Source organism: Calothrix sp. FACHB-168 (assembly GCF_963889195.1).
GTDB classification, from domain to species: Bacteria; Cyanobacteriota; Cyanobacteriia; order Cyanobacteriales; family Nostocaceae; genus Aulosira; species Aulosira anomala_A.
Genome location: NZ_CAWPNJ010000042.1, coordinates 1 through 23,047 on the forward strand (window position 1 = coordinate 1; position 23,047 = coordinate 23,047).

Annotated in this window: 20 protein-coding genes and 1 pseudogene; 11 read left to right on the forward strand and 10 right to left on the reverse strand. The window is 42.2% G+C overall.

All coding sequences use genetic code 11. The features are described 5' to 3' along the window. Positions 1–256 precede the first annotated feature (256 nt). The 5 genes from AACW45_RS24585 to AACW45_RS24605 all read left to right on the forward strand — a co-directional run bounded on the left by AACW45_RS24585 (position 257) and on the right by AACW45_RS24605 (position 5,038). A complete protein-coding gene (locus AACW45_RS24585; protein ID WP_190635266.1) occupies positions 257–1,960 on the forward strand; it encodes a potassium channel family protein in 1,704 nt (567 codons plus the stop codon). Between the two features lie 276 nt (positions 1,961–2,236). Continuing rightward, the gene (locus AACW45_RS24590; protein ID WP_277880428.1) at positions 2,237–2,365 is read left to right on the forward strand and encodes a hypothetical protein; all 129 of its coding nucleotides are present in this window, start codon (positions 2,237–2,239) and stop codon (positions 2,363–2,365) included. A gap of 52 nt (positions 2,366–2,417) precedes the next feature. Continuing rightward, positions 2,418–2,915 (forward strand): LptA/OstA family protein, encoded by a 498-nt coding sequence (locus AACW45_RS24595; RefSeq protein WP_190635268.1) that lies wholly within the window; start codon positions 2,418–2,420, stop codon positions 2,913–2,915. A 26-nt stretch (positions 2,916–2,941) separates the two neighbouring features. Further along, positions 2,942–3,670 carry an LPS export ABC transporter ATP-binding protein gene (lptB, locus tag AACW45_RS24600; protein ID WP_190635271.1) on the forward strand — a complete coding sequence of 243 codons (729 nt, stop codon included), beginning with the start codon at positions 2,942–2,944 and terminating at the stop codon, positions 3,668–3,670. A 252-nt stretch (positions 3,671–3,922) separates the two neighbouring features. Then, positions 3,923–5,038 (forward strand): LptF/LptG family permease, encoded by a 1,116-nt coding sequence (locus AACW45_RS24605; protein ID WP_190635379.1) that lies wholly within the window; start codon positions 3,923–3,925, stop codon positions 5,036–5,038. 117 nt (positions 5,039–5,155) lie between these two features. Here AACW45_RS24605 and AACW45_RS24610 read toward each other — a convergent pair whose 3' ends face one another. Then, positions 5,156–5,773, reverse strand: a complete 618-nt coding sequence (locus AACW45_RS24610) for a CP12 domain-containing protein (protein WP_190635274.1) — start codon at positions 5,771–5,773, stop codon at positions 5,156–5,158. Between the two features lie 407 nt (positions 5,774–6,180). Between AACW45_RS24610 and AACW45_RS24615 the strand changes: the two genes are divergently transcribed. Beyond that, positions 6,181–7,362, forward strand: a complete 1,182-nt coding sequence (locus AACW45_RS24615; RefSeq protein ID WP_190635276.1) for a hypothetical protein — start codon at positions 6,181–6,183, stop codon at positions 7,360–7,362. 217 nt (positions 7,363–7,579) lie between these two features. Here the strand turns inward: AACW45_RS24615 and AACW45_RS24620 are convergent, their stop codons facing one another. Beyond that, on the reverse strand, positions 7,580–8,056 hold the full coding sequence (locus AACW45_RS24620; RefSeq protein ID WP_096642507.1) for a Uma2 family endonuclease: 477 nt from the start codon (positions 8,054–8,056) through the stop codon (positions 7,580–7,582). A 46-nt stretch (positions 8,057–8,102) separates the two neighbouring features. Between AACW45_RS24620 and AACW45_RS24625 the strand changes: the two genes are divergently transcribed. Further along, positions 8,103–8,228, forward strand: a complete 126-nt coding sequence (locus AACW45_RS24625) for a hypothetical protein (RefSeq protein WP_277880429.1) — start codon at positions 8,103–8,105, stop codon at positions 8,226–8,228. On the opposite strand, the pseudogene AACW45_RS24630 reads toward AACW45_RS24625, so the two are convergent. Further along, positions 8,180–8,437, reverse strand: a pseudogene (locus tag AACW45_RS24630) (sensor histidine kinase); the annotation flags it as partial. The gene AACW45_RS24625 and the pseudogene AACW45_RS24630 overlap by 49 nt on opposite strands. A 292-nt stretch (positions 8,438–8,729) precedes the next feature. After that, positions 8,730–9,818 (reverse strand): RuBisCO accumulation factor 1, encoded by a 1,089-nt coding sequence (locus AACW45_RS24635; RefSeq protein ID WP_190635278.1) that lies wholly within the window; start codon positions 9,816–9,818, stop codon positions 8,730–8,732. A 356-nt stretch (positions 9,819–10,174) separates the two neighbouring features. On the opposite strand from AACW45_RS24635, the gene AACW45_RS24640 reads away from it, so the two are divergent. The 4 genes from AACW45_RS24640 (at position 10,175) to AACW45_RS24655 (ending at position 14,490) form a co-directional block, all read left to right on the forward strand. Beyond that, the gene (locus tag AACW45_RS24640) at positions 10,175–11,119 is read left to right on the forward strand and encodes a response regulator (protein WP_190635281.1); all 945 of its coding nucleotides are present in this window, start codon (positions 10,175–10,177) and stop codon (positions 11,117–11,119) included. A 247-nt stretch (positions 11,120–11,366) separates the two neighbouring features. Next, the gene (gene ubiE, locus AACW45_RS24645) at positions 11,367–12,059 is read left to right on the forward strand and encodes a bifunctional demethylmenaquinone methyltransferase/2-methoxy-6-polyprenyl-1,4-benzoquinol methylase UbiE (RefSeq protein ID WP_190635283.1); all 693 of its coding nucleotides are present in this window, start codon (positions 11,367–11,369) and stop codon (positions 12,057–12,059) included. 28 nt (positions 12,060–12,087) lie between these two features. Then, positions 12,088–13,323 carry a DUF445 family protein gene (locus tag AACW45_RS24650; protein ID WP_190635285.1) on the forward strand — a complete coding sequence of 412 codons (1,236 nt, stop codon included), beginning with the start codon at positions 12,088–12,090 and terminating at the stop codon, positions 13,321–13,323. A gap of 258 nt (positions 13,324–13,581) precedes the next feature. Next, positions 13,582–14,490 carry a pirin family protein gene (locus AACW45_RS24655; RefSeq protein ID WP_190635288.1) on the forward strand — a complete coding sequence of 303 codons (909 nt, stop codon included), beginning with the start codon at positions 13,582–13,584 and terminating at the stop codon, positions 14,488–14,490. Positions 14,491–14,524: 34 nt separating this feature from the next. On the opposite strand, the gene AACW45_RS24660 is transcribed toward AACW45_RS24655, so the two are convergent. The 6 genes from AACW45_RS24660 to topA form a co-directional block, all read right to left on the reverse strand. Continuing rightward, on the reverse strand, positions 14,525–15,100 hold the full coding sequence (locus AACW45_RS24660; protein ID WP_190635382.1) for a Uma2 family endonuclease: 576 nt from the start codon (positions 15,098–15,100) through the stop codon (positions 14,525–14,527). Between the two features lie 60 nt (positions 15,101–15,160). Continuing rightward, positions 15,161–17,854 carry an HD family phosphohydrolase gene (locus AACW45_RS24665; protein ID WP_190635290.1) on the reverse strand — a complete coding sequence of 898 codons (2,694 nt, stop codon included), beginning with the start codon at positions 17,852–17,854 and terminating at the stop codon, positions 15,161–15,163. 265 nt (positions 17,855–18,119) lie between these two features. Continuing rightward, entirely contained in the window at positions 18,120–19,136 is a 1,017-nt protein-coding gene (locus tag AACW45_RS24670; RefSeq protein ID WP_190635293.1) for an ADP-ribosylglycohydrolase family protein, read from the reverse strand. Positions 19,137–19,343: 207 nt separating this feature from the next. Then, complete coding sequence (gene aroQ / locus AACW45_RS24675) at positions 19,344–19,805, reverse strand: type II 3-dehydroquinate dehydratase (RefSeq protein WP_190635295.1); 462 nt, start codon at positions 19,803–19,805, stop codon at positions 19,344–19,346. A gap of 10 nt (positions 19,806–19,815) precedes the next feature. Further along, positions 19,816–19,953: a hypothetical protein gene (locus AACW45_RS24680; protein ID WP_015140586.1), complete on the reverse strand. Its 138-nt coding sequence runs from the start codon at positions 19,951–19,953 to the stop codon at positions 19,816–19,818. Positions 19,954–20,355: 402 nt separating this feature from the next. Beyond that, positions 20,356–23,034 carry a type I DNA topoisomerase gene (gene topA, locus AACW45_RS24685; RefSeq protein WP_190635297.1) on the reverse strand — a complete coding sequence of 893 codons (2,679 nt, stop codon included), beginning with the start codon at positions 23,032–23,034 and terminating at the stop codon, positions 20,356–20,358. Positions 23,035–23,047: the final 13 nt, after the last annotated feature.

Genomic DNA, 23,047 nt, shown 5'->3' on the forward strand with positions numbered 1-23,047 from the left:
TGATAATCTAGAGTAGTGCGAGCATCTTGCTCGCTGACAAACGCGAGCAAGATGCTCGCACTACAATGGTATGCTCATTTCCGCCTACCTGTACTAGTTTTATGGACAACATCATTAATTTTGACTTTTAACTTTTGACTTTTGACTTTTGAATTGATTACCGTGTTGTCAGTTACAGTTCTCAGGCAAAGAAATAGGCAACAATATTAATTAATATTTCCGAATGCAGCCCCTTATTCCATAATGCTGCGATTTCATGAAACCTCGTATTATTGTTTGTGGCTTAGGACGTACAGGATATAAAGTCTTTCGACTGTTAAGACAGCAAGGTGCATTTGTTGTGGGGATTCATCACAAACCAATCCCTGGTGAATCCGCTCCAGATGTAATTATTGGCGATTTACATACAGCTGCTACCCTGACAGCAGCAGGAATTGAGCAAGCACATACATTAGTGATTGCGAGTTCCGATGATGCGCGGAATTTAGCAATTATGTTGCAAGCGCGGGTGTTAAATCCGCACATTCGCATTATTAATCGCTTTTATAATACAAGTTTGGCGGAACGTCTGGATCAGACTTTGCCAAATCACTTGAGTATGAGTGTAGTGGGTTTAGCTGCACCTGTGTTTACCTTTGCTGCATTAGGTAATCAAGCAATCGGTCAAATTAAGTTATTTCAACAAACTTGGCCGATTCAAGAAGAATATATAGATGAAAACCATCCTTGGCTGGGACATAAACTCAGCGAATTATGGGAAGAGCGATCGCGGATGCTGATTTATTATTTACCTGTTAAAGGTAAAATGAATTTGGTATCTGCCTTACTGTCAGAACAAAAATTAAAAGTAGGCGATCGCATTATTGTTGGTATCCAACCCCGCGTGCGTTCTACTCGCAAATCATGGGTAAGAAAATTGCTAAAAGTTTGTACTAGCTTGAAGCAATTTCAAAAACACGCCCAATCAGTATTAGTGATGGCGGCGGTGCTATTAGTAGTTATTTTACTCGCCTCACTTACCTATGTTTCTGCTAGTTTAAATATCTCCTTTGTTGATGCTTTATACTTTGCTGTTGGTATGATTACCGGAGCCGGTGGCAATGATAAAGTAATCGAATTTGCTCCCAACAGTATCAAACTTTTCACCGTCGTCATGATGCTAGTTGGTGCAGGGGTGATTGGTATCTGGTACGCCATGCTTACCGATTTTGTCCTGGGAAATCGCTTCAAACAATTTTGGGATGCAGCCCGAATACCCCAGCGTCATCATTATATAGTTTGCGGTTTAAGCGGCATTGGCGTGAGAATTGTCCAAGAACTCCATGCTAGCGGACATGAGGTGGTAGTAATTGAGACAGATAGTAACAATAGATTTGTCAACACTGCTCGCGGACTGGGTATACCTGTAATTCAAGGTGACGCGAGTTTCCGCGCCATTCTCGAAGCGAGTAATATTAATAATGCTGCCGCAGTACTAGCTGTGACTAGTAACGATGCGATTAACTTAGAAATTGCCCTGAAAGCCAAGGGATTATCGCCTAGCATTCCCGTAATTGTCCATTATGCCGATCCTGATTTTGCAGGTATGGCACAACAAGTATTTGATTTCGACGCCGTACTCAGCCCCGCAGAATTAGCCGCCCCAGCTTTCGCCGCCGCCGCCCTAGGCGGACGCATCCTGGGTAATGGCATCACCGCAGATAGTCTTTGGGTAGCCTTTGCAACCATGATTACCCAAGTACATCCTTTTTGCGGCGAAATCGTCAAAGATGTTGCTATGTCAGCAGACTTTGTCCCCTTGTATGTGGAAACCACACACAAAACCCTGCATGGTTGGGAATTATTAGATACTCAACTGAGTCCAGGAGATATATTATATTTGACCATGCCAGCAAATCGGTTATATCAATTATGGCGCGACGAGCGATCGCAAGTCATGGTGACAGGGACTAGGGATTAGGGCATGGGGCATGGGGCATGGGGCATGGGCGTGTTTTCAAAGTCGCCGTCACCCTAAAAGAATGCAGCTAACTCTACCAAGTCCCTCTGCACAGACCACGAGAGGTGAGGCTTTTGAGCTTATATAATTTGTGAATATAGCCTCAGCCTCAAGCCTGAAAGCTTGAGGGGTTTGCAAACATGCCCTAGCTCCTAGCTCTGATTTTCAAGTTAGCCCCTCATTGGAAAATATCCACAACCAAATATAAAAATCTATCTTACCAATGCCCAATGCCCAATGCCCAATGCCCATTTTCCGGCTAGTCCCCAATCCGAACTTACGCGAAACCTTAAAGTCAGAGTCAGCGTCTATCAACTGAGTATTTATCTGAAATTAGTCCCGATGGGATTTTTTCCCTTTGGATGAAGTTGTTGAGATAATTATAAATACAAGTTGAAATTCTAAATTGTAAATTGTTATGCTGCCCTTCTATCAATTACCTAGAGCACCAATCCGTCGCTTGGCTTTAAGCTTAGTTTTACCCGCTACACTTTTGGGTGCAATGGTGATTCCTCCCCAAATGCAAACCGTGACTGCACAAACGGCTGAGGGAAATCGCCCTTTAACAATTCGTTCTGATGTTCAAGAATATGATGCCAAAAGCCAAGTGGTAACTGCTCGCGGGAATGTGCAAATGTTATATCCGGCGCGACAAATTCAAGCCACAGCCACACAAGCGCAATATTTCAGCAAGGAACGCCGGATTGATTTCAGTGGTAATGTCTATATTTTACAACAGGGTGGCAATAGTATTCGGGCGGAGAGAGTAACTTATCTGATTGATGAAGGACGATTTGTGGCTTTGCCTCAATCTAACCGTCAAGTCGAGTCTATTTATATGGTACAGGACTCGGAAGTAGGGGGACAATCTGCTAGACCTGCTCCCAAAACACCAGATCTCAAACGTTCTAATTAGGATTTACAGACAAAGGGCATCTAAATGTGAAAATTATTTTGGAGAATATCCACAAATCTTACGGTAAACGACAGATTGTCAATCGCGTTAACCTTTCTGTAGCTCAAGGAGAAGTTGTTGGTTTATTAGGGCCGAATGGCGCAGGTAAAACGACAACTTTTTATATTGCCACAGGTTTAGAAAAACCGAATCAGGGCAAAGTATGGCTAGATAATGTCGATATTACGGCAATGCCAATGCATAAGCGAGCTAGGTTAGGCATTGGCTATCTGGCGCAGGAAGCAAGCGTATTTCGCCAGCTTTCAGTCCGCGATAACATATTGTTAGTACTAGAGCAAACCAATGTACCACATTGGGAATGGTCAGGGCGAATCAACAATTTACTGCGGGAGTTTCGTTTGGAAAAGGTAGCTAACAGTAAAGGAGTTCAACTGTCTGGTGGCGAACGTCGCCGTACAGAATTAGCTAGAGCTTTAGCCTCTGGTAGGGAAGGGCCAAAATTTTTGCTGTTGGATGAACCATTTGCTGGCGTCGATCCGATCGCAGTTTCGGAAATTCAACAAATTGTAGCGCGACTTCGCGATCGCGGTATGGGTATCTTAATAACAGATCACAATGTGCGTGAAACTTTGGCAATTACCGATCGCGCTTATATCATGCGTGAAGGGCAAATTCTTGCTTTTGGTAATGCCAACGAACTTTATAATAACCCACTCGTGCGCCAATATTATTTAGGCGATAATTTCCAAGTTTGAAACTGTATTAATTAAATGAATTAAAAATTAATTAATTAGGCATATTCCTGGAAATTGTTGAGTTTTTATGCTTACGTTTAATCCAGAAGGTTAATTTTTTTTCAGCGCCTGGGATTTTGGTTTCACGCCTTGTATTTAATATAAATCTTTGGCTGTGTCTGGGTTCTAAATATTTAATGTATAAACTGGCGTATGATTTCAAAAAAGCTCACATCTTTTTACACCATCAATTCGCTGATGCCTTTTACGATCATGGATCGCTATCTCACCAGCGAATTGCTACCACCGTTTTTATTTGGGGTGGGAGCTTTTTCATCAATTGGGGTAACAATTGATGCTGTATTTGATTTAGTCAGAAAAATCGTAGAATCTGGGCTACCCATAGATATTGCATTGCAAGTTTTTGTTTTAAAACTTCCAACTTTCATTGTTTTAGCCTTTCCCATGTCCACTTTATTAGCTACCTTGATGACTTACAGTCGTCTTTCTAGCGAAAGTGAACTGATCGCCCTTAGAGGTTGTGGGGTAAGTGTTTATCGCATGGTAATGACTGCTGTGATGTTAAGTTTAGTCGTTACCGGGTTAACATTTGTATTCAACGAACACATAGCACCAGCAGCAAGTTATCAAGCAAATACAACTTTAAACAACGCCTTAAAGTCAGACAAGCCAATTTTAAAACAACAAAATATTTTCTACCCAGAATATCGAGATATTAAAGCAAAAGATGGAACGACCAATAGAATATTGACACGCCTGTTTTACGCTGACCAATTTGATGGTAAGCGTATGACAGGTTTGACAATTATCGATCGCTCTGAACAAAACCTCAATCAAATTGTTGTAGCAGAATCAGGGCAATGGAACGCATCACAAAACGTTTGGGATTTTTATAACGGTACTATCTATTTAGTTGCTCCCGATCGCTCTTATCGCAATATTCTGCGATTTGAACACCAACAACTACGCCTTCCCCGTACAGCACTCAGTTTGGCAGAAAAAAGCCGCGACTACGGCGAGATGAACATTTCCGAAGCCATAGAACAACTAGCTGTAGAACGACTAGGAGGCGATCGCCAAAAAATCCGTAAACTCGAAGTCCGAATTCAACAAAAAATCGCCTTACCCTTTGTCTGTGTAGTTTTTGGCTTAGTTGGCGCAGCAATGGGAACCATACCCCAGCGTACTGGACGCGGTACCAGCTTTGGTATCAGCGTCATTGTCATTTTCTCTTACTACTTCCTCAGCTTTATCACTGGAGCCTTAGCCCAAGCCAATATTCTCTCACCCTTTATGGGCGCTTGGCTACCCAACTTTCTCGGTTTGGGTACAGGGCTATTTTTATTATTCCGAGTTGCGCAGAGGTAAATTGGGCATTGGGCATTGGGCATTGGGCATTGGGCATTGGGCATTGGGCATTGGGCATTGGGCAGAGACGCGATTAATCGCGTCTCTACAATCAATATGCTCCCTAGCCTCTAGCTCCTAACTATATTGCCGACATTCCGGGGCTGCTGGGTTGTCTTTACAGTATTTTTGAAAGGAAAGCTTGGCTGATTCCATACTTTCGGCTTTTTGATGGGCTGCTTCTGCTTGGAGTTCTTCTACTTCATCCCAAGCGGAGGCGCAGGCTTTGGAATAGGCTCCTTGTTTGGTACAAATAGCACGAGCTGATGCGATCGCTTTTTGAATTCTTTCTTCTAGCACTAGGCTTGTAGGAGCTTCAACAAAGTCACTTTTTGTCAAAATATCGGTAATAGAAACAATCCCTAACAGCTTACCTTTAATCACAGGTGCCCTACGAATACCAGTATTAGCAAATAACCGCGCTACATATTCCACACCCAACTCAGGATTAACGACAATGCAAGGCTTGCTCATGATTTCGTAAATCCGTATTTGCTTGGGGTCTTTACCGTAAGCTGTTACTTTATAGACAATATCTGTTTCTGTGACTATGCCATAGGCATCATGCTCGTGACGACGATCCACAACCAAAGCACGCAATCCTTTCTCCTTCATTAGTCCCACCGCTTCAGCAACTGTTGCTGAACCACGGATGGTGACTACATTTTTGGTCATGATATCTTCAGCTTTCATCATTGCCGGAGTCTCCTGGTAAATAGTACTATGCAATGCGAGAACAAGGCTGGCAATGCCTTTATCGTCATATCGAACAGAGCAACGCACATTTGAGTAACTAGAAAATAGCTACAACCATAAACTTAGACCAGGTTTTAATTTCTGATCATATCTAAAGTAACCATCGCGGATAAACAGCTATCTCATTCCATCAGGAAAACCTTATTGAATAAACTAAATCGGGAAAAGTAAATTTTTTACAAATAATTATTTATCGCCCATGACTCATGAAGATTGAGCAGTTAGGATGAAATCAAACAGAAAATTTATTTGCTATCTTTTCTCACAATTCACGCTTAAGCAATATCTATTATCGGAAATTACCTAAATTATTACCGCCTCTCAGTAAATTCTCCATAGCTAAACTTATGTCAAATCAACATTATCCCCCTGCATACTTACGTTACCTGAAAGCCAGACTCTTGAATTTAGGAAGGCCGAGTTTTTGGGTAACAGCAATTTTGTTATCTGTATTTGGGTTGGTTGGTTGGGAATATCTCTCCGATCCAGAGATATTGACACAAAAGCCAAATCCTGCTGTTGATGTCTCCAAGGTAGGTGAATCTTCACTTTCAACTGAAGATAGAGCTGCGATCGCTGATGTTGATAATTTTCCCGCCTTGACTCAAGACTTAGGACGAGTCACTGTAGTAGCACCATTAATTCTCCCGGAAGAGAATCGCAACAATCAAAACAACCAAAACTTATTTGATGATGTTATTGGTAAAAAACCTGCTGTTAGCAATGTTTCTCAATCTGATGCTAACAGGGAAATTTTTGATACCAAATCAACTTTGACAGAAAATAACCCCTTTGTTGTCCAAGCAGATAATTTATTGCGCTCTGGTTATAGTCATAGTCCATTATCAGGCGCTAAATCTTTCACTAATTCTGCAAAAGAAATTGACACAAATACATCAGCTAATAGCTCAGGATTAGCATTAGCAAACCAAGCTAAAATTAATCGCGATTCTGTAAATATCAGCCCATTAGCAGATGCTATTAATAAATCACAGTATCAAAATAATTCTAATTTTCCAGTTTCTCAAACTGTAAATATTATGGGGAGTAATTTAGAAGCTGGTGTAAAATTAACAAATCAAAATTCAACTAACCAGACAAATATTATGGGTAATGCGGCATACAATGCAGTAAATAACGAAGCCCAGTTACCATCACCTAATAGCTTACCTATTCAAACTTTACCCAATAACAATAACTTAAATCCGGGAACAATTTATAATCAACCAACTGCAACCAACCTCAGCCAAAATTCTTATGCCAACTTTAATAATAGTCAGCGATTAATCAATGGAACGCCAACAACTACAGCAGTAACACCAGCTGTTACCTCTGCTGCAAGCAACAATATTTCGCCCTATTCTCCGCCAAGTTCTATACCAGGTGTTGTCAATACTGCAAATCCCATAATGTATGGTAACTATGGCGTACAACAACCTACTCAATTACCCCAGTCGCGAATTTCTCTACCTCGCCCAACACCAGGGCCTTATGGTGGCGTTCAGATTAATGGTTACACCTATCCTTAGTGATAATATGGTATAAATCGGCTGTTACGCATTTAGGTTGTCAAAAGTCCAAAGTCCAAAGTCCAAAGTCAAAGGCTGACTTGGACTTTTGACGATATTCGATCTAGAGGTATAAAAGCTGATGTAGTTACTGTGCGATCGCAAATCATTAAGTAATGAGAATATAATTTCTTCTTATCAAGGTAATTTTTACCCATGATGATGACTTTTGAATTAATTAGCGTTTAATTTGCTTAGGAAACGTTGGGACTAATAAAGATTGTTCTAATTCACCTTGTTCATTATAGAATTTCATTTCACCTTGTTCATTACATATCCATACTTCTATAGCTTTAGCTTCTAAATATAATTTTTGTTTAAATTCCATTTCTTCCAAACTGTTACCACTTGATTTAACTTCTATACAAATTTCTGGTGCAATTGAGGCTGACACTTCATCTTCAATTTGAGTAAATCGTTCCTCAGAACACCAAACAACGTCAGCAACTTTCACCCCATCTGATGTGTCTATAGCACATTCTGGCATCACTTCTCCTGTATCTACTAAAGATTCTAATAAACGTTGGATTCTCCCTTGGTAAAAAGAATGTTTGATTTTTACGGGACTCATAACAATTTGACCCCATTTATTTAATTCGATTTTGAAGGGTAAATCCTGTAAATTTTTATTGACACAAACTTCTTCCCATTTCATAATTAATATCTGCTGCGAGCAAAAGCAAGATTGATTTAATTTTAACGTGAGTTCGACAGCGATCGCGCTTTCATCCACAACCAAAAAAGAGCGATCGCCATTAAATCTATCCGTGATGAATTACTATTCTGCTGCTTTAGCTTTCACTAGCGCTTTTTTAGCTGTCTCTTGATGAATTGGTAATTCAACGACAAATTCCGTACCCGTACCAACTTCAGATTGACAGTAGATTTTGCCATGATGTTTATCTGTGACAATCTGATAGCTAATAGAAAGTCCTAACCCGGTACCTTTACCAACAACTTTGGTGGTAAAAAATGGATCGAACAGGCGAGATTTTACTTTTTCATCTATACCAAGTCCGTTGTCAATTATGCGAATAGATCATCAGGAAAATTAAATCTGTTGGATTTACCCAATTAAGAACTTCATTGTCATAATTTCTGTTAATTACGCGATTTTAATGCCAAAAATATAATTTTTATCATTATTTTGATATTTTAATATCTTAATATCTTGCTGTAATACCTAAACTGCACTTTAATTGATGCGCCGCAAAAAATTACCCCACTAATAAAATCGGGGGTAACTGTTGCTATCTCTATGACTCAATACAGTTATAGAGATATAGTGAAACTAGCAAATTAAAGCATTATTCCGGTAAATTAATTCTTTATTCGTCAATTTGCCAAGAATCTTTGGTAAATTCTTCATCCAGGATTTTCTTAGGACGCAAGATGATAATTACTTTGCCTAGTAAGGGGATTTCAGCAGCAGTGTCAAACCATTGAATATCAAGTTCGCCAGAGTTATCGACAATAAAGTAGCTAGAAGCATCCCATTGACGTTGGGCGCGATCTACAATTACCAAAAATTTTTCTAATTTAGTCTGTTGGGTTTGGTTGGGTAGGCGATCGCTATTCGCGACAATTACTACTGGATCTTCTGCACTTAAAAGCACTTGCCAACCTGGTAATGGTACCCAAGCTTGCTCCCCTGTAAATTTAACCATACGGAATGGTTCAATTTCGCTGACGAAAGGCACAGCTTTTAAAGCATCTGGTGTTAATGGTAACTCCCCAGCTACGGGAACAATCCGGGGTAATTCGTCTTCCGATTCCAGGCGGTAAAAGGGTAAGAGTGGTGCTGGGCGTTTTGGCGCGACTGAAAAATCTGTCAGTAATTGTTCTATTTGTTTCCTGGCTGTTTGCGTATGGGCGAAGCGTAACCCTTTAGCAATTAAGCGCGATCGCTCTTGTAAATCTGAGTTTTGCTTGGCGAGTTTCCATGCATGATATGCTACAGCATCTCCCGGATGGTCAGAAAATCCTTCCGGCAAAGTCCGGAACCGGGAATACTCTTTAATCGCTTTGGCGATTTCTCGCGCCTCATCCATGTCTAGTTTGTGCTGAAAAGTCAAATCCGCCGCCGCCGCTCGTTCTTCGTGGGTGAGCAAGCGTAACTCATATAAAATATCACTGCCGCGTGTAGCGTAATGCGATCGCGTCGCCTCTGACGCGCCACCTGTTTCTAAAGAACTGTAAACTTGAGAACCAACAACCACCTGATTTTGTTGAATCGGCTCAAATCCAGTAGCTTCAAAAATATCTTGAGGATTATAACCAGTTTTTTGTAAATGAGCGATCGCTTGACCCCATTCCACCCAGTTACCTTGCTTTTGCCGTAACTTCCGCAGCAACTCTTGGGCGATATCTGAATCAGCGTTGTCAGAATTTTGGAGGTTGGGTGGTAGGTCAGTCATACGTCAAAAATTAATACCTAATAGGCAAGTTTTATTTTATCGGAAAACAGCCAGTAAACCCCGATGACGGTTGACTGTTGACTGTTGACTGTTGACGGTTGACTGTTGACTGTTGACTGTTGTACGGGCGGGTTCACAAATATCCTCACCGATCAACGATAATTCTCAATCAACCCGCCCCTACTGACGGTTGCCCAATGCCCAATGCCCAATGCCCAATGCCCAATGCCCAATGCCCTGTTCCCCATTATTAATCTACATCCGCAAATTTGCGCAAGGCTGGTTATTTATTTATCGAATAAACTTGGTATGGAATATAACAAGATAGTAAATATTTAAAGGCATTTAAGGTATTTATGGATAATGCAGGTCTGGAATTTAATACAGAACGTCGTCAATTAAGAACTTTAGAAAGACCGAAAAAACTGAAAATTCTGGTGGTTGATGATGAACCAGATAATCTAGATTTGCTCTATCGTACCTTTCGCCGCGATTTTCAAGTTCTGAAAGCGGATAGCGGTATGAATGCCTTGCAAATGTTGGCTGCTGAAGGCGAAGTAGCGGTGATCATCTCCGATCAACGAATGCCGGAAATGAAAGGTACGGAATTTCTCAGCAAGACAGTACCTCAGTTTCCCGATACAGTCAGAATCATCTTGACTGGCTTTACAGATATTGAAGATTTGGTCGAAGCAATTAACGCTGGGCAAGTTTACAAGTATATTACTAAACCTTGGGACCCTGGAGAACTCAAGGCTGTAGTCCAAAGGGCGGCGGAAACCTACGATTTACTCAAGCAACGTACAGAAGAGCTACGCTGTGCTAATGCCCAAATGGCGCTGCTGACGGTGTTGGTAGAGGTAACCCAAGCAGCTAATAGTTTAGAAGAAACTCTCAAACCAATTGCTACAGCTTTTAGTAAAAGTTTTGGCGCTGATGCTTGTATTCTGCAACTAGTGGAGGGTAATAATCTCAGTGCGATTCAGGGAGATTACGGTAACGGTAGTACTGTAGAAAACTGGTTAGCCGTAGATTCTCTGGTGAGCGAGGCGATCGCTACAGGAAAAGTACAATTATGCTTAAATGTACTGAAAGATCCGAAATTATCTGGTGTAGACCATTACCAAAAATCTGGTATTCAAGCACACTTAGTTATACCCATTAGTTACCGTAACAAAGTGATGGGCTTGTTGTCTCTCCAGTGGAAACAACCACATACTTTGCGCGATGATGAACTCAAGCTAATTCATTTATCAGGCCAATTAGTTGCGATCGCTCTTACTAGCAATCACTGCGCTTAATCAAAAATTAGTAGGGGCGAGTTACGCTTAGACCAATTTGAAAAAAGAATGCGACGGATAGTAGGGGCATGGCATTGCCATGCCCTCTAGAATATCTTGATGTGCCGCCAAGATTATTTAAATTGGTATGACAGGGGAACGGTAAATGCTACGCTACGGAAGGCGGCGCTTCATGCGTCTGTGGGCGTTTGCCAGTCGGAAAACCGGATAAACGCACTGGCTCCTGTTGATTGTTGATTTTTGACTCATGACTCACGAAATTCGCGCTATTTTTGATCGTATTGCTCCTGTTTACGACCAGTTGAATGATTGGTTGAGTTTGGGACAGCACCGAATTTGGAAAGAAATGGCAATCAAATGGAGTCACCCTCAGCCTGGCGATACTTTCCTCGATTTGTGCTGTGGGAGTGGGGATATTACCTTAGGTTTAGCTAGGCGTGTAGGCGCGACAGGACATGTATATGGCGTAGATTTCTCCGCTAACCTCCTGAAAATGGCTCAAGAACGTTCCCAGGGAAACTATCCTTATCAATCAACGATTACTTGGGTTGAAGCCGATGTTCTGGATTTACCCTTTGACAGCAACCAATTTAATGGGGCGACAATGGGGTATGGTTTAAGAAATGTTAAGGATATTCCCCGCAGTCTCCAAGAATTGTACCGAGTTCTCAAACCGAGTGCGAAAGCTGCGATTTTAGATTTCCATCGCCCAGAAAATCAGCAATTGCGATCGTTTCAACAGTGGTATTTAGATAATGTTGTGGTACCAATTGCAACCCAGTTGGGCGTCAAAGAAGAATATGCCTACATCAGCCCCAGCTTAGACCGCTTCCCGATGGGCAAAGAGCAGGTAGAATTAGCTTATGAAGTTGGTTTTGCTTCCGCCACACACTACCCCATCGCGAACGGTATGATGGGAGTGCTGGTAGTCAGTAAATAAAATCCAAAATTGGTAATTCCAAAACTCTGTGGATTGGTCTCATCTATTGCTTTATCTATCACCCCCGGTGGTAGGTGGTATTATTGGCTATTTCACAAATGATATAGCCATCAAAATGCTATTTCGTCCTTACCGAGCATTTTATATCGGTAAGCAAAGAGTGCCCTTTACCCCTGGTTTGATTCCCCGCAATCAGGAACGTTTGGCGCTGAAAATTTCTAATACCATCATGGGGTCACTTTTAACCCCAGTAGAATTGCAAAATCTGGCACGCCGTCTGTTGCAAACAGAACGGGTACAAGGGGCAATTTTATGGTTGTTAAAACTAGCTCTCGACCAAGTTAATTCTGAGGAAAAAAATTACAAAAGCGCCAAAATTGTTGGTAATATTCTCCGTGATTTATTGGGAGAATCTTTACCACGACTCCTCAAGGTTTTAGCAAGGCGGGAAGACTTTTTAGAAGTACAGCTAAATCAAATTTTTGACCAAGTACTGTTAGAATTTCAACTGAGTGAAGAACAGTCTACAAGGTTGGCGGATTGGCTATTAGAAGTAGTTTTACCGCCAGATGTCCTCAGACAAACTATCATTGACTTTTTAACCGATCGCACAATTCAAACTATTGATGAAAGCTTTCGCGAAAAGACTAGCGGTACTTATTGGGTAGTGGCGAATTTATTCGGTTTACGCAATACTCTGGCTAGATTGAGAGCTTTTTGCTTGGATGAAAAAGAAGCAACCAATGAGCGCTTAGAGGAATTAATTAAAGAATTGCGAATGCGCGATCGCATCAAAAAATTATTGCAAAATTTATCATTGCAAAATTTACCTGTAGGTACAGTCAGACAACTGCGCAAAACCACCAGAGAAAGCGTCCGCCATTATCTGCAAACAAGTGGTAGCGATTTGTTACAAGGATTATCTGATTCGGTGGACTGGGAAAATATTGCTTCTGTGTTACTCAATCGTCTGAGTACTTCGCCTGTAGTTAGCAGTTCTTTAGAAGTTGTCAGTCAAGAATTAGCTTTAGTTTTAGAGCGATATTTAGAGAAAGATTTAGAAGCAATTGTTTCTCAGATAATTCCGATTTTGTCTATAGATCAGGTAATTGTAGATAGAGTCAAATCAACTTCTCCTGCTGATTTAGAAGCAGCAATTGAAGGAATTGTCAAAAATGAATTACAAGCAATTGTGACTTTAGGTGGTGTTTTAGGCGTGATTGTCGGTTTAGGTCAAACTGTGTTTTTATTCTTTAATCAATAATTATATACGCTAATTTTGTAACTGAGTCAGCATTTGCAAATAGGCTAAATATCAAAAAATTCTAGCCTTGAGAAATACAGGACTTATGCAGGTGCCAAAATTAAATAACCATTTGTAGTTAGGGCTATGCCCACCCTACGAATACGGATATTTTTCACCAAATCGGATTCCTATATTTAACGTTGCTCAAATGTTGGCTAAATCCAACATAAATCCAAGTAAGATGCTTTAGGGAAAAGATTTGTACTTTTTGGCAGGTTGCTTGTCAATTTTGCTACATTTGGTCTAGCATTTATTATTCTCGATGGAGAAACCATCATGAGCGATCGCAGCATTCACAGCATTACCCAGGCTCATACCAATCGCCTGGGAGCGGGTTTGATTACCCACGATGTTAGCGAAGTCCAGCTTGGTAAGGATATTGACCCTTTCATCATCGTCTCGCTCTACGATATGACCGGCCCTACCTTTCCGCCACATCCACATGCAGGTTTTTCGGTAGCAACCTATATCCTACCGGAAAGTGCGATTGGTTTTATTAATCAGGACTCGATTGGCCATCGCAATCGGATCGCACCAGGATCGCTGCATTGGACAACTGCGGGATCTGGGGTGTTGCATGAAGAACAGCCTGAAAGCTTGGGCGCGATCGCACGGGGGTTTCAAATCTGGATCGATCTCCCTCAAAAAGACCGCCTGATGACACCAGATGCGCGGCATATTACAGCAGAGAATGTGCCAACACTGAGCAAAGATGGTACAACGATTCGCGCTGTCTTGGGTGCGTCCAACGGACTGACATCGCCATTAACTGTCCCAACACCAGTGCGATTGATCGATGTCACCCTTGCGCCTGATAGCACCTTTAGCCAGACTCTTGATAAAAATGAAAATGCTTTTATCATTATGCTTGCTGGCGAAGCGGATATAAACGGAGCAATTGCACGTACTAACGATATCATCCGTACCAAAGCGGGAGGCACAACTCTACGTATCATTGCTGGAGCAGAGGGTGGGCGCTTCATATTGTTTGCAGGCGAGCCGCTACGCCAATCGCGCGTCCAGCGCGGCCCGTTTATTGCCAGCAATCCATCAGAACTAAACGGGTTTATGACTGCTTATGCATCTGGTCGCTTTGGGCGGCTCACACCCTTTGCCGAACAGTAATACCAGTGTTCCCATCGTTGTCATATTCAGATTGCTAGCTCAAAATGTTGGCTAAATACAGCACAAATCCAGGTAAGACATCTTCACCTGATAAACTGGTAGGCGCTCGCAAAATCTCCACTTCCTGTCCAGGGCGGTAAATTTCTACACATTGATTCTGCGGATCTATCAGCCAACCTAAACGCACGCCGTTGTCAATATATTCCTGCATTTTCCGCCGCAGTGTCTCTAGGCTATCGGTAGCTGACCGTAATTCTGCCACAAAATCCGGAGCCATTGGTAAAAATTTAGCTGGATCGGGGTTCAGGGCTATTAATCGCTCCCGACTCACCCAAGAAGCGTCAGGGGAACGATTTGCACCATTGGGGAGTTTGAAACCTGTGGAAGAGTCAAAAGTTAGCCCTGTACCATCAGCATCAGCCCAAAACTCTAACCGGGCTGTTAATTTTGAATTACGATTTCCGCTTTCCCATCCTGTTGGTGGGATAATAATTAATTCTCCCTCAGCTGTACGTTCAATACGCAAATCTCGATTATTTTGACAGATTTGCAAGAACTGCTCATCAGTTAGCTCGATGGTAGGGCGTAAGTTGAAAATTAGGTCATTCATCATTATTTTGCACTTAGGTTATCAAAAGTCCAGAGTCTAGATTGCCCAATCTACCTTTTTCTATGACTTACCTGACTTAAATTTAGGATAAGCGATGCGTTTGTGATGGAATTGTTGCCAAACTTCTACAAATATTTCTGCAATTTGGCTAACTTCTTCTTTTGTCAGTCCCGAATCTACTAGTTGATTGTCTTGCCATCTTGCCCGCAAGATATTATTTAACATATTTAAGGCTTGTTCTGGAGATGCATCTTTGAGCGATCGCAATGCGGCTTCACAAGAATCTGCTAACATGACAATTGCTGTCTCCCGCGATTGGGGAATGGGGCCGTCGTAGCGAAAATCATCGTCGTTTACTTTTATACTTGGGTCTTCCTTAGCCATTTGCTGGGCTTGGTGATGGAAATAAGCAATCAGCATTGTTCCCTGGTGTTCGGGGATAAATGCTTGAATTGCCGTAGGTAAAAGATGTTGCTGCGCCATTGCTAACCCTTCGCTGACATGCTTTTTGATAATCTCTGCACTCTTCCAGGGGTCTTTAATTTCTGTTTCATGCTTATTCGGCCCGCCCATTTGGTTCTCAATAAAACCAAGGGGGTCGTGCATTTTACCGACATCGTGGTAAAGCGTACCAGCTCTGACTAGTTCCACATCGCATTTCAGGTGTTTAGCCGCAGTTTCCGCTAAGGTAGCGACAAATAGGGTATGTTGAAAGGTTCCCGGTGCTTCTGTGGCTAGTTTCTTTAATAAGGGACGATTGGGATTGGCTAATTCGGCTAATCGAATCGGGGTAACTAAATCAAAGATTTTTTCTAAATAAGGACTCAAGCCTAAAGCTACAATACTCCACCCCAAGCCCCATAAAGCAAATAAGCCGGAACTTTGCAGGATGAAATACCAAGAAAGTTGATTGTGCAACAACAGTCTTAAAATTAAGTAAATACCGCCTTGGGTGGAAGCGATCGCTAAACTTAATAAAGCTAATTCTTCACGCGATCGCAGTTTTTTAGCCATTAAGCTACCAACAATTCCCCCAGCTGCACCAGCTACCAGGGCAATTTTACTAATTTCCAGGCTCACTGGTAGCACTAGTAAGGTTAACCCGACAACTGTGACGCCTAAAGCCGGGCCATAAAAGCTGCCTATTAGTAAGCCTACTGCACTCCAGGTAGTATTTGACATCCCAAAACCGATCAGCTTCGGAGTAGCGATCGCGATCGTTCCCGGTATACTCAGGGTTAGCAGCAAGACTAAAATGCGATCGCGTTGGCGTAATTTACTCCCCAGTCGTCGCTCTATACCGACAAAAATACCAATTCCTGTGGTAACAATCCCTGTTAATTTAATCAACTCAGCCCAGTTAGTCTGGCGCTCAATTAATTGATAATGTTCTAAAATTTGGATATGCCGCAGGCTGATTGTATCTCCTTTCTTGACAATCGTATCATCCTGTTTCACCTCAACCATGATGTCTTTAATCGCATTAGCTGCTTTTTGTGCTTGTTCTCGGGTTTTATCTTCATCTTTCTTCAAATTTGGTTCCAGCACAGTTAACAACAATTTGCTAACCAAAGGTTGAGCGGCTGATGGTTCTAATGTGTCAACTTGTAAATTCACCGTATTCTTTAAAGCATTCTCTGGTAATCCATAGGGGATACCTTGAGCGATAATGCGTTGAGAAATATCGCGGATTAATTTTCTGGTTTTTGCCCAATCTTGATCTGATAACTCTAAAAAAATATGTTCTTTATATATCGCTAATGAACTACCAACTGCTAACATGGCTAATTTAGCTTTAGCTAATTGGTATTGTTTCCTGATTTGGGAGATTTGAGCAATCAGTGCAGCATATTTTTGTTCGGAATTTGTGACGCGGTAAATTTCTAATTCTGTCACTGCTTGAAATGAGTCCGCATTAGGAGAAATTTTTACTGGCTTTTTCTCCAGTTGCGGGGATGGGGCTAATCTCAATTTGCTGGAACTAGGTGTAGCGGTAGATAATTTCCCTGGTAAGTTTAATGGCTTACTCGGTTCTGGTGTAGTCAAAGAGCTACTATTTTGGTTGAGTGGTAATAATCCCAATGTCTGTTTTTGAGATTTTTCTAAGGTGAGTAAGATATTTTTCCACTCTGACTCATTGCAGGCGCGGAGATAACTTTGGCTAGCAACAGATAAATCTATACTTTCCATGAACGGAAAAGATCCCGCCGTCGCCCGAATTTCATCACCCCGATCTAGAATTTGTTGCAAATTTTGCTCGATTTTGGCATTAATTTGGCTATCAACCATTAAAACAGGCCAGAATTTTTTGCGCGCCGCTTGGCGTTGAGCTTCTGTTTCTACCGGATCTACAATCTTGGCTGTATATGGGGCTTTAATTGTCTCTGGTGCAGTATTTCCTTTTTTTAAGTTAGGTTGATTATATAATTTATGCCCAATTACACCTGTGAGCGAGACAACTGCGATCGCTAAAATCATTGTCGAACGATTTTCATGTACCCAGCTAAACCCAACTGTATTTAATTGATTGGGAGATGTCGCTGATTTGGCGATTATTTTACGTGTTATTGCGGATTTTCGGCGATTTTTACCAGGTATTGATACATAAATCTGGATATTCTTCACCAAAGTTTTTTGCCAGTCGTCTAAGCAGTTTTGGCTGTTTTGCAGCACTTGTTTTTGACGATGCTTGTACTGTTGTCGCCAAAGATTTAATTGCTTGTTCAAAGAGTTAAAAAATCGCTGATATTTCATTCCCTCTGCCTATAGTTGCTTACTTTGATAAGCTCAAAACAAGACAAACCTAAGGGAAGCCCAAGCAGGAGCAACCCAAGTCGCTCAGAACTTCGGAGGTGGGGTTTGCTTGTAGCTGGTGAGCCACAGTACCTACCTACAGAGTCAGGTTAAGAGTTTCTTTGGAAATTGTAGTATAAAGAACTACTAAATTTTGTATCTGTCAATTGCGAAAGCAAATGGCATGTTGGTGTCGCGTCTACAATATTGCTCAGTATATATAGCATTAACGCGACCGAATGACACGCGGAGCGGCAAAAACCCAGAGAGGAGATAATGGCTGACTCTGTAAATTAGGGTTATCATCAATGTTTTGGGAAATTGGTGACCATAAAGGTAATGGTAGTTCTTCCTCAGTTGAGAAATCTCCCTGTATGCCTAACTGCTCTGAATGCAAGGCATGATTATACAACCCTGACCAAACAGCCACAAGTGCATCAGCTAATTTCACTATTTCAGCAAAATTGCTTAGTCTCCATGTTGCTAAATCAGCTTGCGAGTATAAGATCTGCCAACCTAAAGGAATACCCGCAATGCTATTATAAGCCCCTGATAAAGCACCAGTAATTGCACTTATATTATGTAAGTGTAAACGCCAATTGTCTTGTTGCCAAATATTACTTTGTTGATGAGCCAATAAAACAGCTAAACGGTAGTCTTCTAAGGTACTGAGAAAGCAGTAAAACGCCATAGCAATACCTTGAGTCAGTTTTTCTTGTTTACTTAACTCAGCTTGAACCTGTTGTAAACTTGCTCCTTGTTCTAACAAAGTATGAACTTTGCTTAATTGCTGTGGTAAAGATGTTGAAGTTTCCCCAATAAAGGCAATAATTTCGGGAATAAGGCTAGGGGGATGAAGCTTTTCTGTGAGGATTTGCGCGATCGCATATCCTACAGCTAAGGTTCCATCGCGAATGATTGGGTTATCTTCCCAGATTTGTAACACATGCAGCAAGTTTTGGCGCAATTTTTGCGGGTTTTCATGAAAAAAAAGTGCTACTGGTAAGGTAGCCAGTATCACTTTCATAGAAGGGTAATTATTAGTAGATGCTGGTTGTTGTAGATATTGCCAATCATCTAAATCTAATTTGCCTAGTTTAATTAAACTTTTAGTACCTATAACTGCTATCTCATCTAGATCGTAGCTGTGGGAGGATGTTCGATCCTGACTCGATGCTAATTTTTGCCCAATTAAAGCCCCAAGTAAAGTCCCGCGAAATCGACTAACAACAGAGTAGCGCATACATCAAAGATAATTCTTCTGAAGCTAGTCTCTCACGCAAAAATCTCTCAGCCAAGCATAAAAATTTCTTTTAAGAGTCAATAGTCAATGGTCAATAGTCAATGGTCAACAGTCAACAGTCAATAGTCAATAGTCAATAGTCAATAGTCAATAGTCAACCGTCAACTGTCAACCGTCAACTGTCAACTGTCAACCGTCATTCATACTTTAATCTTTCCGCAAATGATGCACTAAAGCTTGTAAACCTAATATGTAACTTTGGACACCAAAGCCACTAATTTGCCCAATTGCTATCGGTGCTATATAAGAATGATGTCGAAATTCTTCCCGACGGTATATGTTACTTAAATGTACTTCTACTGTAGGTAAATTAACACCCGCGATCGCATCTCGCAAAGCCACACTAGTATGCGTGTAAGCCCCAGCGTTAATTAAAATCCCCTGATATGTTTCTGGGGCTTCATGAATAGTATCAACCAAAACGCCTTCATGATTTGACTGCACAGGAAAAACACTCACCTGTAGTTTTTGTCCTTCTGCGGCTAGCAGGTGGTTAATTTCCGCCAGTGTCAATGAACCGTATATTCCCGGTTCTCGCTTTCCTAGCAAATTTAAGTTTGGCCCGTGCAGCACTAAAATACTCAAAGGCTGCAACGTCAAATCCGGCACTTTTTATCTCTTAACGACGACGCGAACGCTCATTTACAGGAATCGGTATAAGTTCTGGTTCCGGCTCTGCTTCTGGCCCGAGTAGGGCTTCAATCAGCTTTCGCGCCAATTCTTTCAGCTTTTCCAGTACCTTTTCTATATAGTCCATTGAAATGACTGCTCCTGAGATACTACCTCAATTTTGATTCACAGCTACGCAGAAACTGGCGTACTTAGGCACCTCTGGTTTGTGATTGGCGCGATCGCAATCTTTAATGTCGGGAGTGACCCACTCTATCAAATGTTGTCTTGTGATCTGCCTTACTTCTTAGAGTATCACATTCTGATAATCATACGGCTATGAAACCATCGCTTTGCTTGATGTCCTTTATTAGTCAAAATTTGACAATTTCTGAACTGTTGACTGTTGACTATTGACTATTGACTGTTGACTATTGACCATTGACTATTGACTCTTAAGAAAGTTGTTTCATCCTGGGTAAATTATTTCCTAATCAGGACTTTTATCCTGATTAGGTTAGGTATGGAGGAAAACCAATGTCACGGACTACTAATCTTCCGCACTACTTTTTTTACTAGCAGTCTTGGTAGCAGTCTTAGAAGTTGACTTAGAAGTTGTCTTAGAAGTTGTCTTAGATTTAGAAGTTGTAGATTTAGTTGATTTGCGCGTTGATTTTGCTGATGCTGCTTTACCTGCTAATAATTGTAAAGCTTTCTCCAATGTCATGCTTTCCACAGATTCACCTTCGGGAATGCTGACATTTGTTTTACCGTTCTTAATGTAAGGGCCATAGGGGCCATCATAGATATTCACTGGGGTTTCATCTTCGGGATGGTTACCCAATTCGCGCACAGCTGCTTTCGATTTGCTGGTAGTGGAACTGCGGCCTTTTTTCGGTTCCGCTAACAACTCTAACGCCCTTTCTAAAGAAACTGTTAAGACATTATCAGCAGCTTTCAGAGAACGGTAATCTTTGCCTTCTTTGCCTTGGTCGTGGACAATGTAAGGGCCGAAGCGTCCTAAACTCGCTTGAATTCTCCCGCCAGTTTCCGGATGAACGCCTAATGTCCGGGGTAAAGCTAAAAGCCCAACAGCGATGTCTAGGGTGACGGTTTCTGGGGTCACACCTTTGGGTAAGGAAGCTTGTTTAGGTTTGGGATTTTCATCGGTCTTGTCGCCTAATTGGACGTAAGGGCCGTAAGCGCCAATTTTCACATAAATTGGTTCGCCTGTGTCGGGATGGCGACCGAGTTGGTCAGGCCCGACGGTTTTTTGTCGCAGCAGCACTTCTACCTGTTTGGGGTCAAGGTCTGCTGGGGTGAGGTCTTTGGGAATGGAAGCCGTAACCACTCCTTCACCGTTCTCAACTTCGATATAAGGGCCATATTTACCAATGCGGACTTTAGCTGGTAAATTTTCTAGTTCTACCGTCCTGGCGTTCTTTTCATCAATTTGCGGTTCTCGCTCCTTGACTAGAGTTTCTAAACCTTTGTCTCCCAAATAAAATTCTTTGAGGTAAGGTAGCCATTTCGCTTCCCCGGTGGCGATGTCATCGAGGGTTTGCTCCATTTTCGAGGTAAAGCTGGGATCGACAACATCCGGGAAGTGTTTCTCTAACAGGTCAGTTACCGCAAAGGCTGTAAAAGTGGGAATCAGCGCATTATTAACTAATTGGGCATATCCTTTATCAATAATTGTGCCAATAATACTGGCGTAGGTACTCGGACGACCAATTCCTTCACTTTCTAAGGTTTTAACGAGAGTAGCTTCGCTGTACCTAGCTGGGGGTTGGGTTTCGTGTCCAATTGCTTCGAGTTCTTGACAATTGGGGCGATCGCCTATTTTTAAACTAGGTAAAATTACTTCCTGATCTTCTAACGCCGCTTCGGGATCGTCGGAACCTTCAACATAGGCGCGTAAATAGCCGGGAAAGTCAATCCGCTTTCCAGAAGCGCGGAAACCAGCGTCTTCAACTTGTAACTGGACGGTGATTTGAGTTTGGCGAGAGTCAGCCATTTGACAGGCGACGGTACGCTTCCAAATTAAATCGTAGACAGCCAATTCCCGACCGCCTAAACCGGTTTCTTGGGGTGTGCGGAAGGTGCTACCTGCTGGACGAATGGCTTCGTGGGCTTCTTGTGCGCCTTTGGATTTGGTGGTGTATTGGCGCGGTTGGGGGCTGAGATATTCCTTACCGTAGCGTTGTTCTACACAACTGCGTGCAGCTGCGATCGCTTGCTCAGATAAATGTACCGAATCTGTCCGCATGTAGGTGATGTAGCCTTGCTCGTACAAATTTTGAGCAATCCGCATCGTATCTCGTGCTGAGAGACGCAATTTCCGGTTAGATTCCTGTTGTAATGTCGAGGTGGTGAACGGTGGCGCGGGTTTGCGGGTCACAGGACGTTCTTCGACCTCGCTGACATTCCAGGTTTTATCTGCGAGTCGTTCTTTGAGTGCAGCTGCATCGGCTTCACTCAGCAACACCACATTGCGCCCTGCCGCAATTTGTCCGGTAGTTGGGTCAAAATCGCTGCCATTAGCAACTTTCTTGCCGCCTAAGTTCACCAACTGGGCAGTAAATGGCGATTTTTGTTGCTCTAGGTATGCCTTTAAATCCCAGTAAGTACCCTCATGGAAAGCGCGGCGTTGACGTTCCTTGGTGACCAACAGCCTCACCGCTACAGATTGTACCCGCCCAGCCGATAATCCCCAGGCGATTTTTTTCCACAGCAAGGGAGACAGGGTATAACCTACCAAGCGATCCAAAATTCGGCGGGTTTCTTGGGCGCGAACCAACTGCTCATCGATATTTCGGCAGTTTTTCAACGCTTTTTTAATCGCGTCTTGGGTAATTTCATGAAACACCATCCGCTTAGTCGGTACTTTGGGCTTGAGCAACTGGTATAAATGCCAACTGATGCTCTCACCTTCCCGGTCTTCGTCAGTTGCTAGAATTAACTCATCAGCCTCTTTCAGCGCCTCTTTGAGTTGGGTAACAACTTTCTTTTTGTCTTTCGGGACAACATACACCGGTTCAAAGTCGGCGTCTACATTTACCCCCAACTGCGCCCATTTTTCTGCTTTGACAGAGGTGGGAATTTCGCTAGCTGACTGGGGTAAGTCACGTACATGACCCATAGACGCTTCCACCCGAAAGCCTGATGGTAGGTAGTTGCGAATGGTACGAGCTTTGGTCGGAGATTCGACGATGACGAGAGTTGACATGGAAATTTAAAAA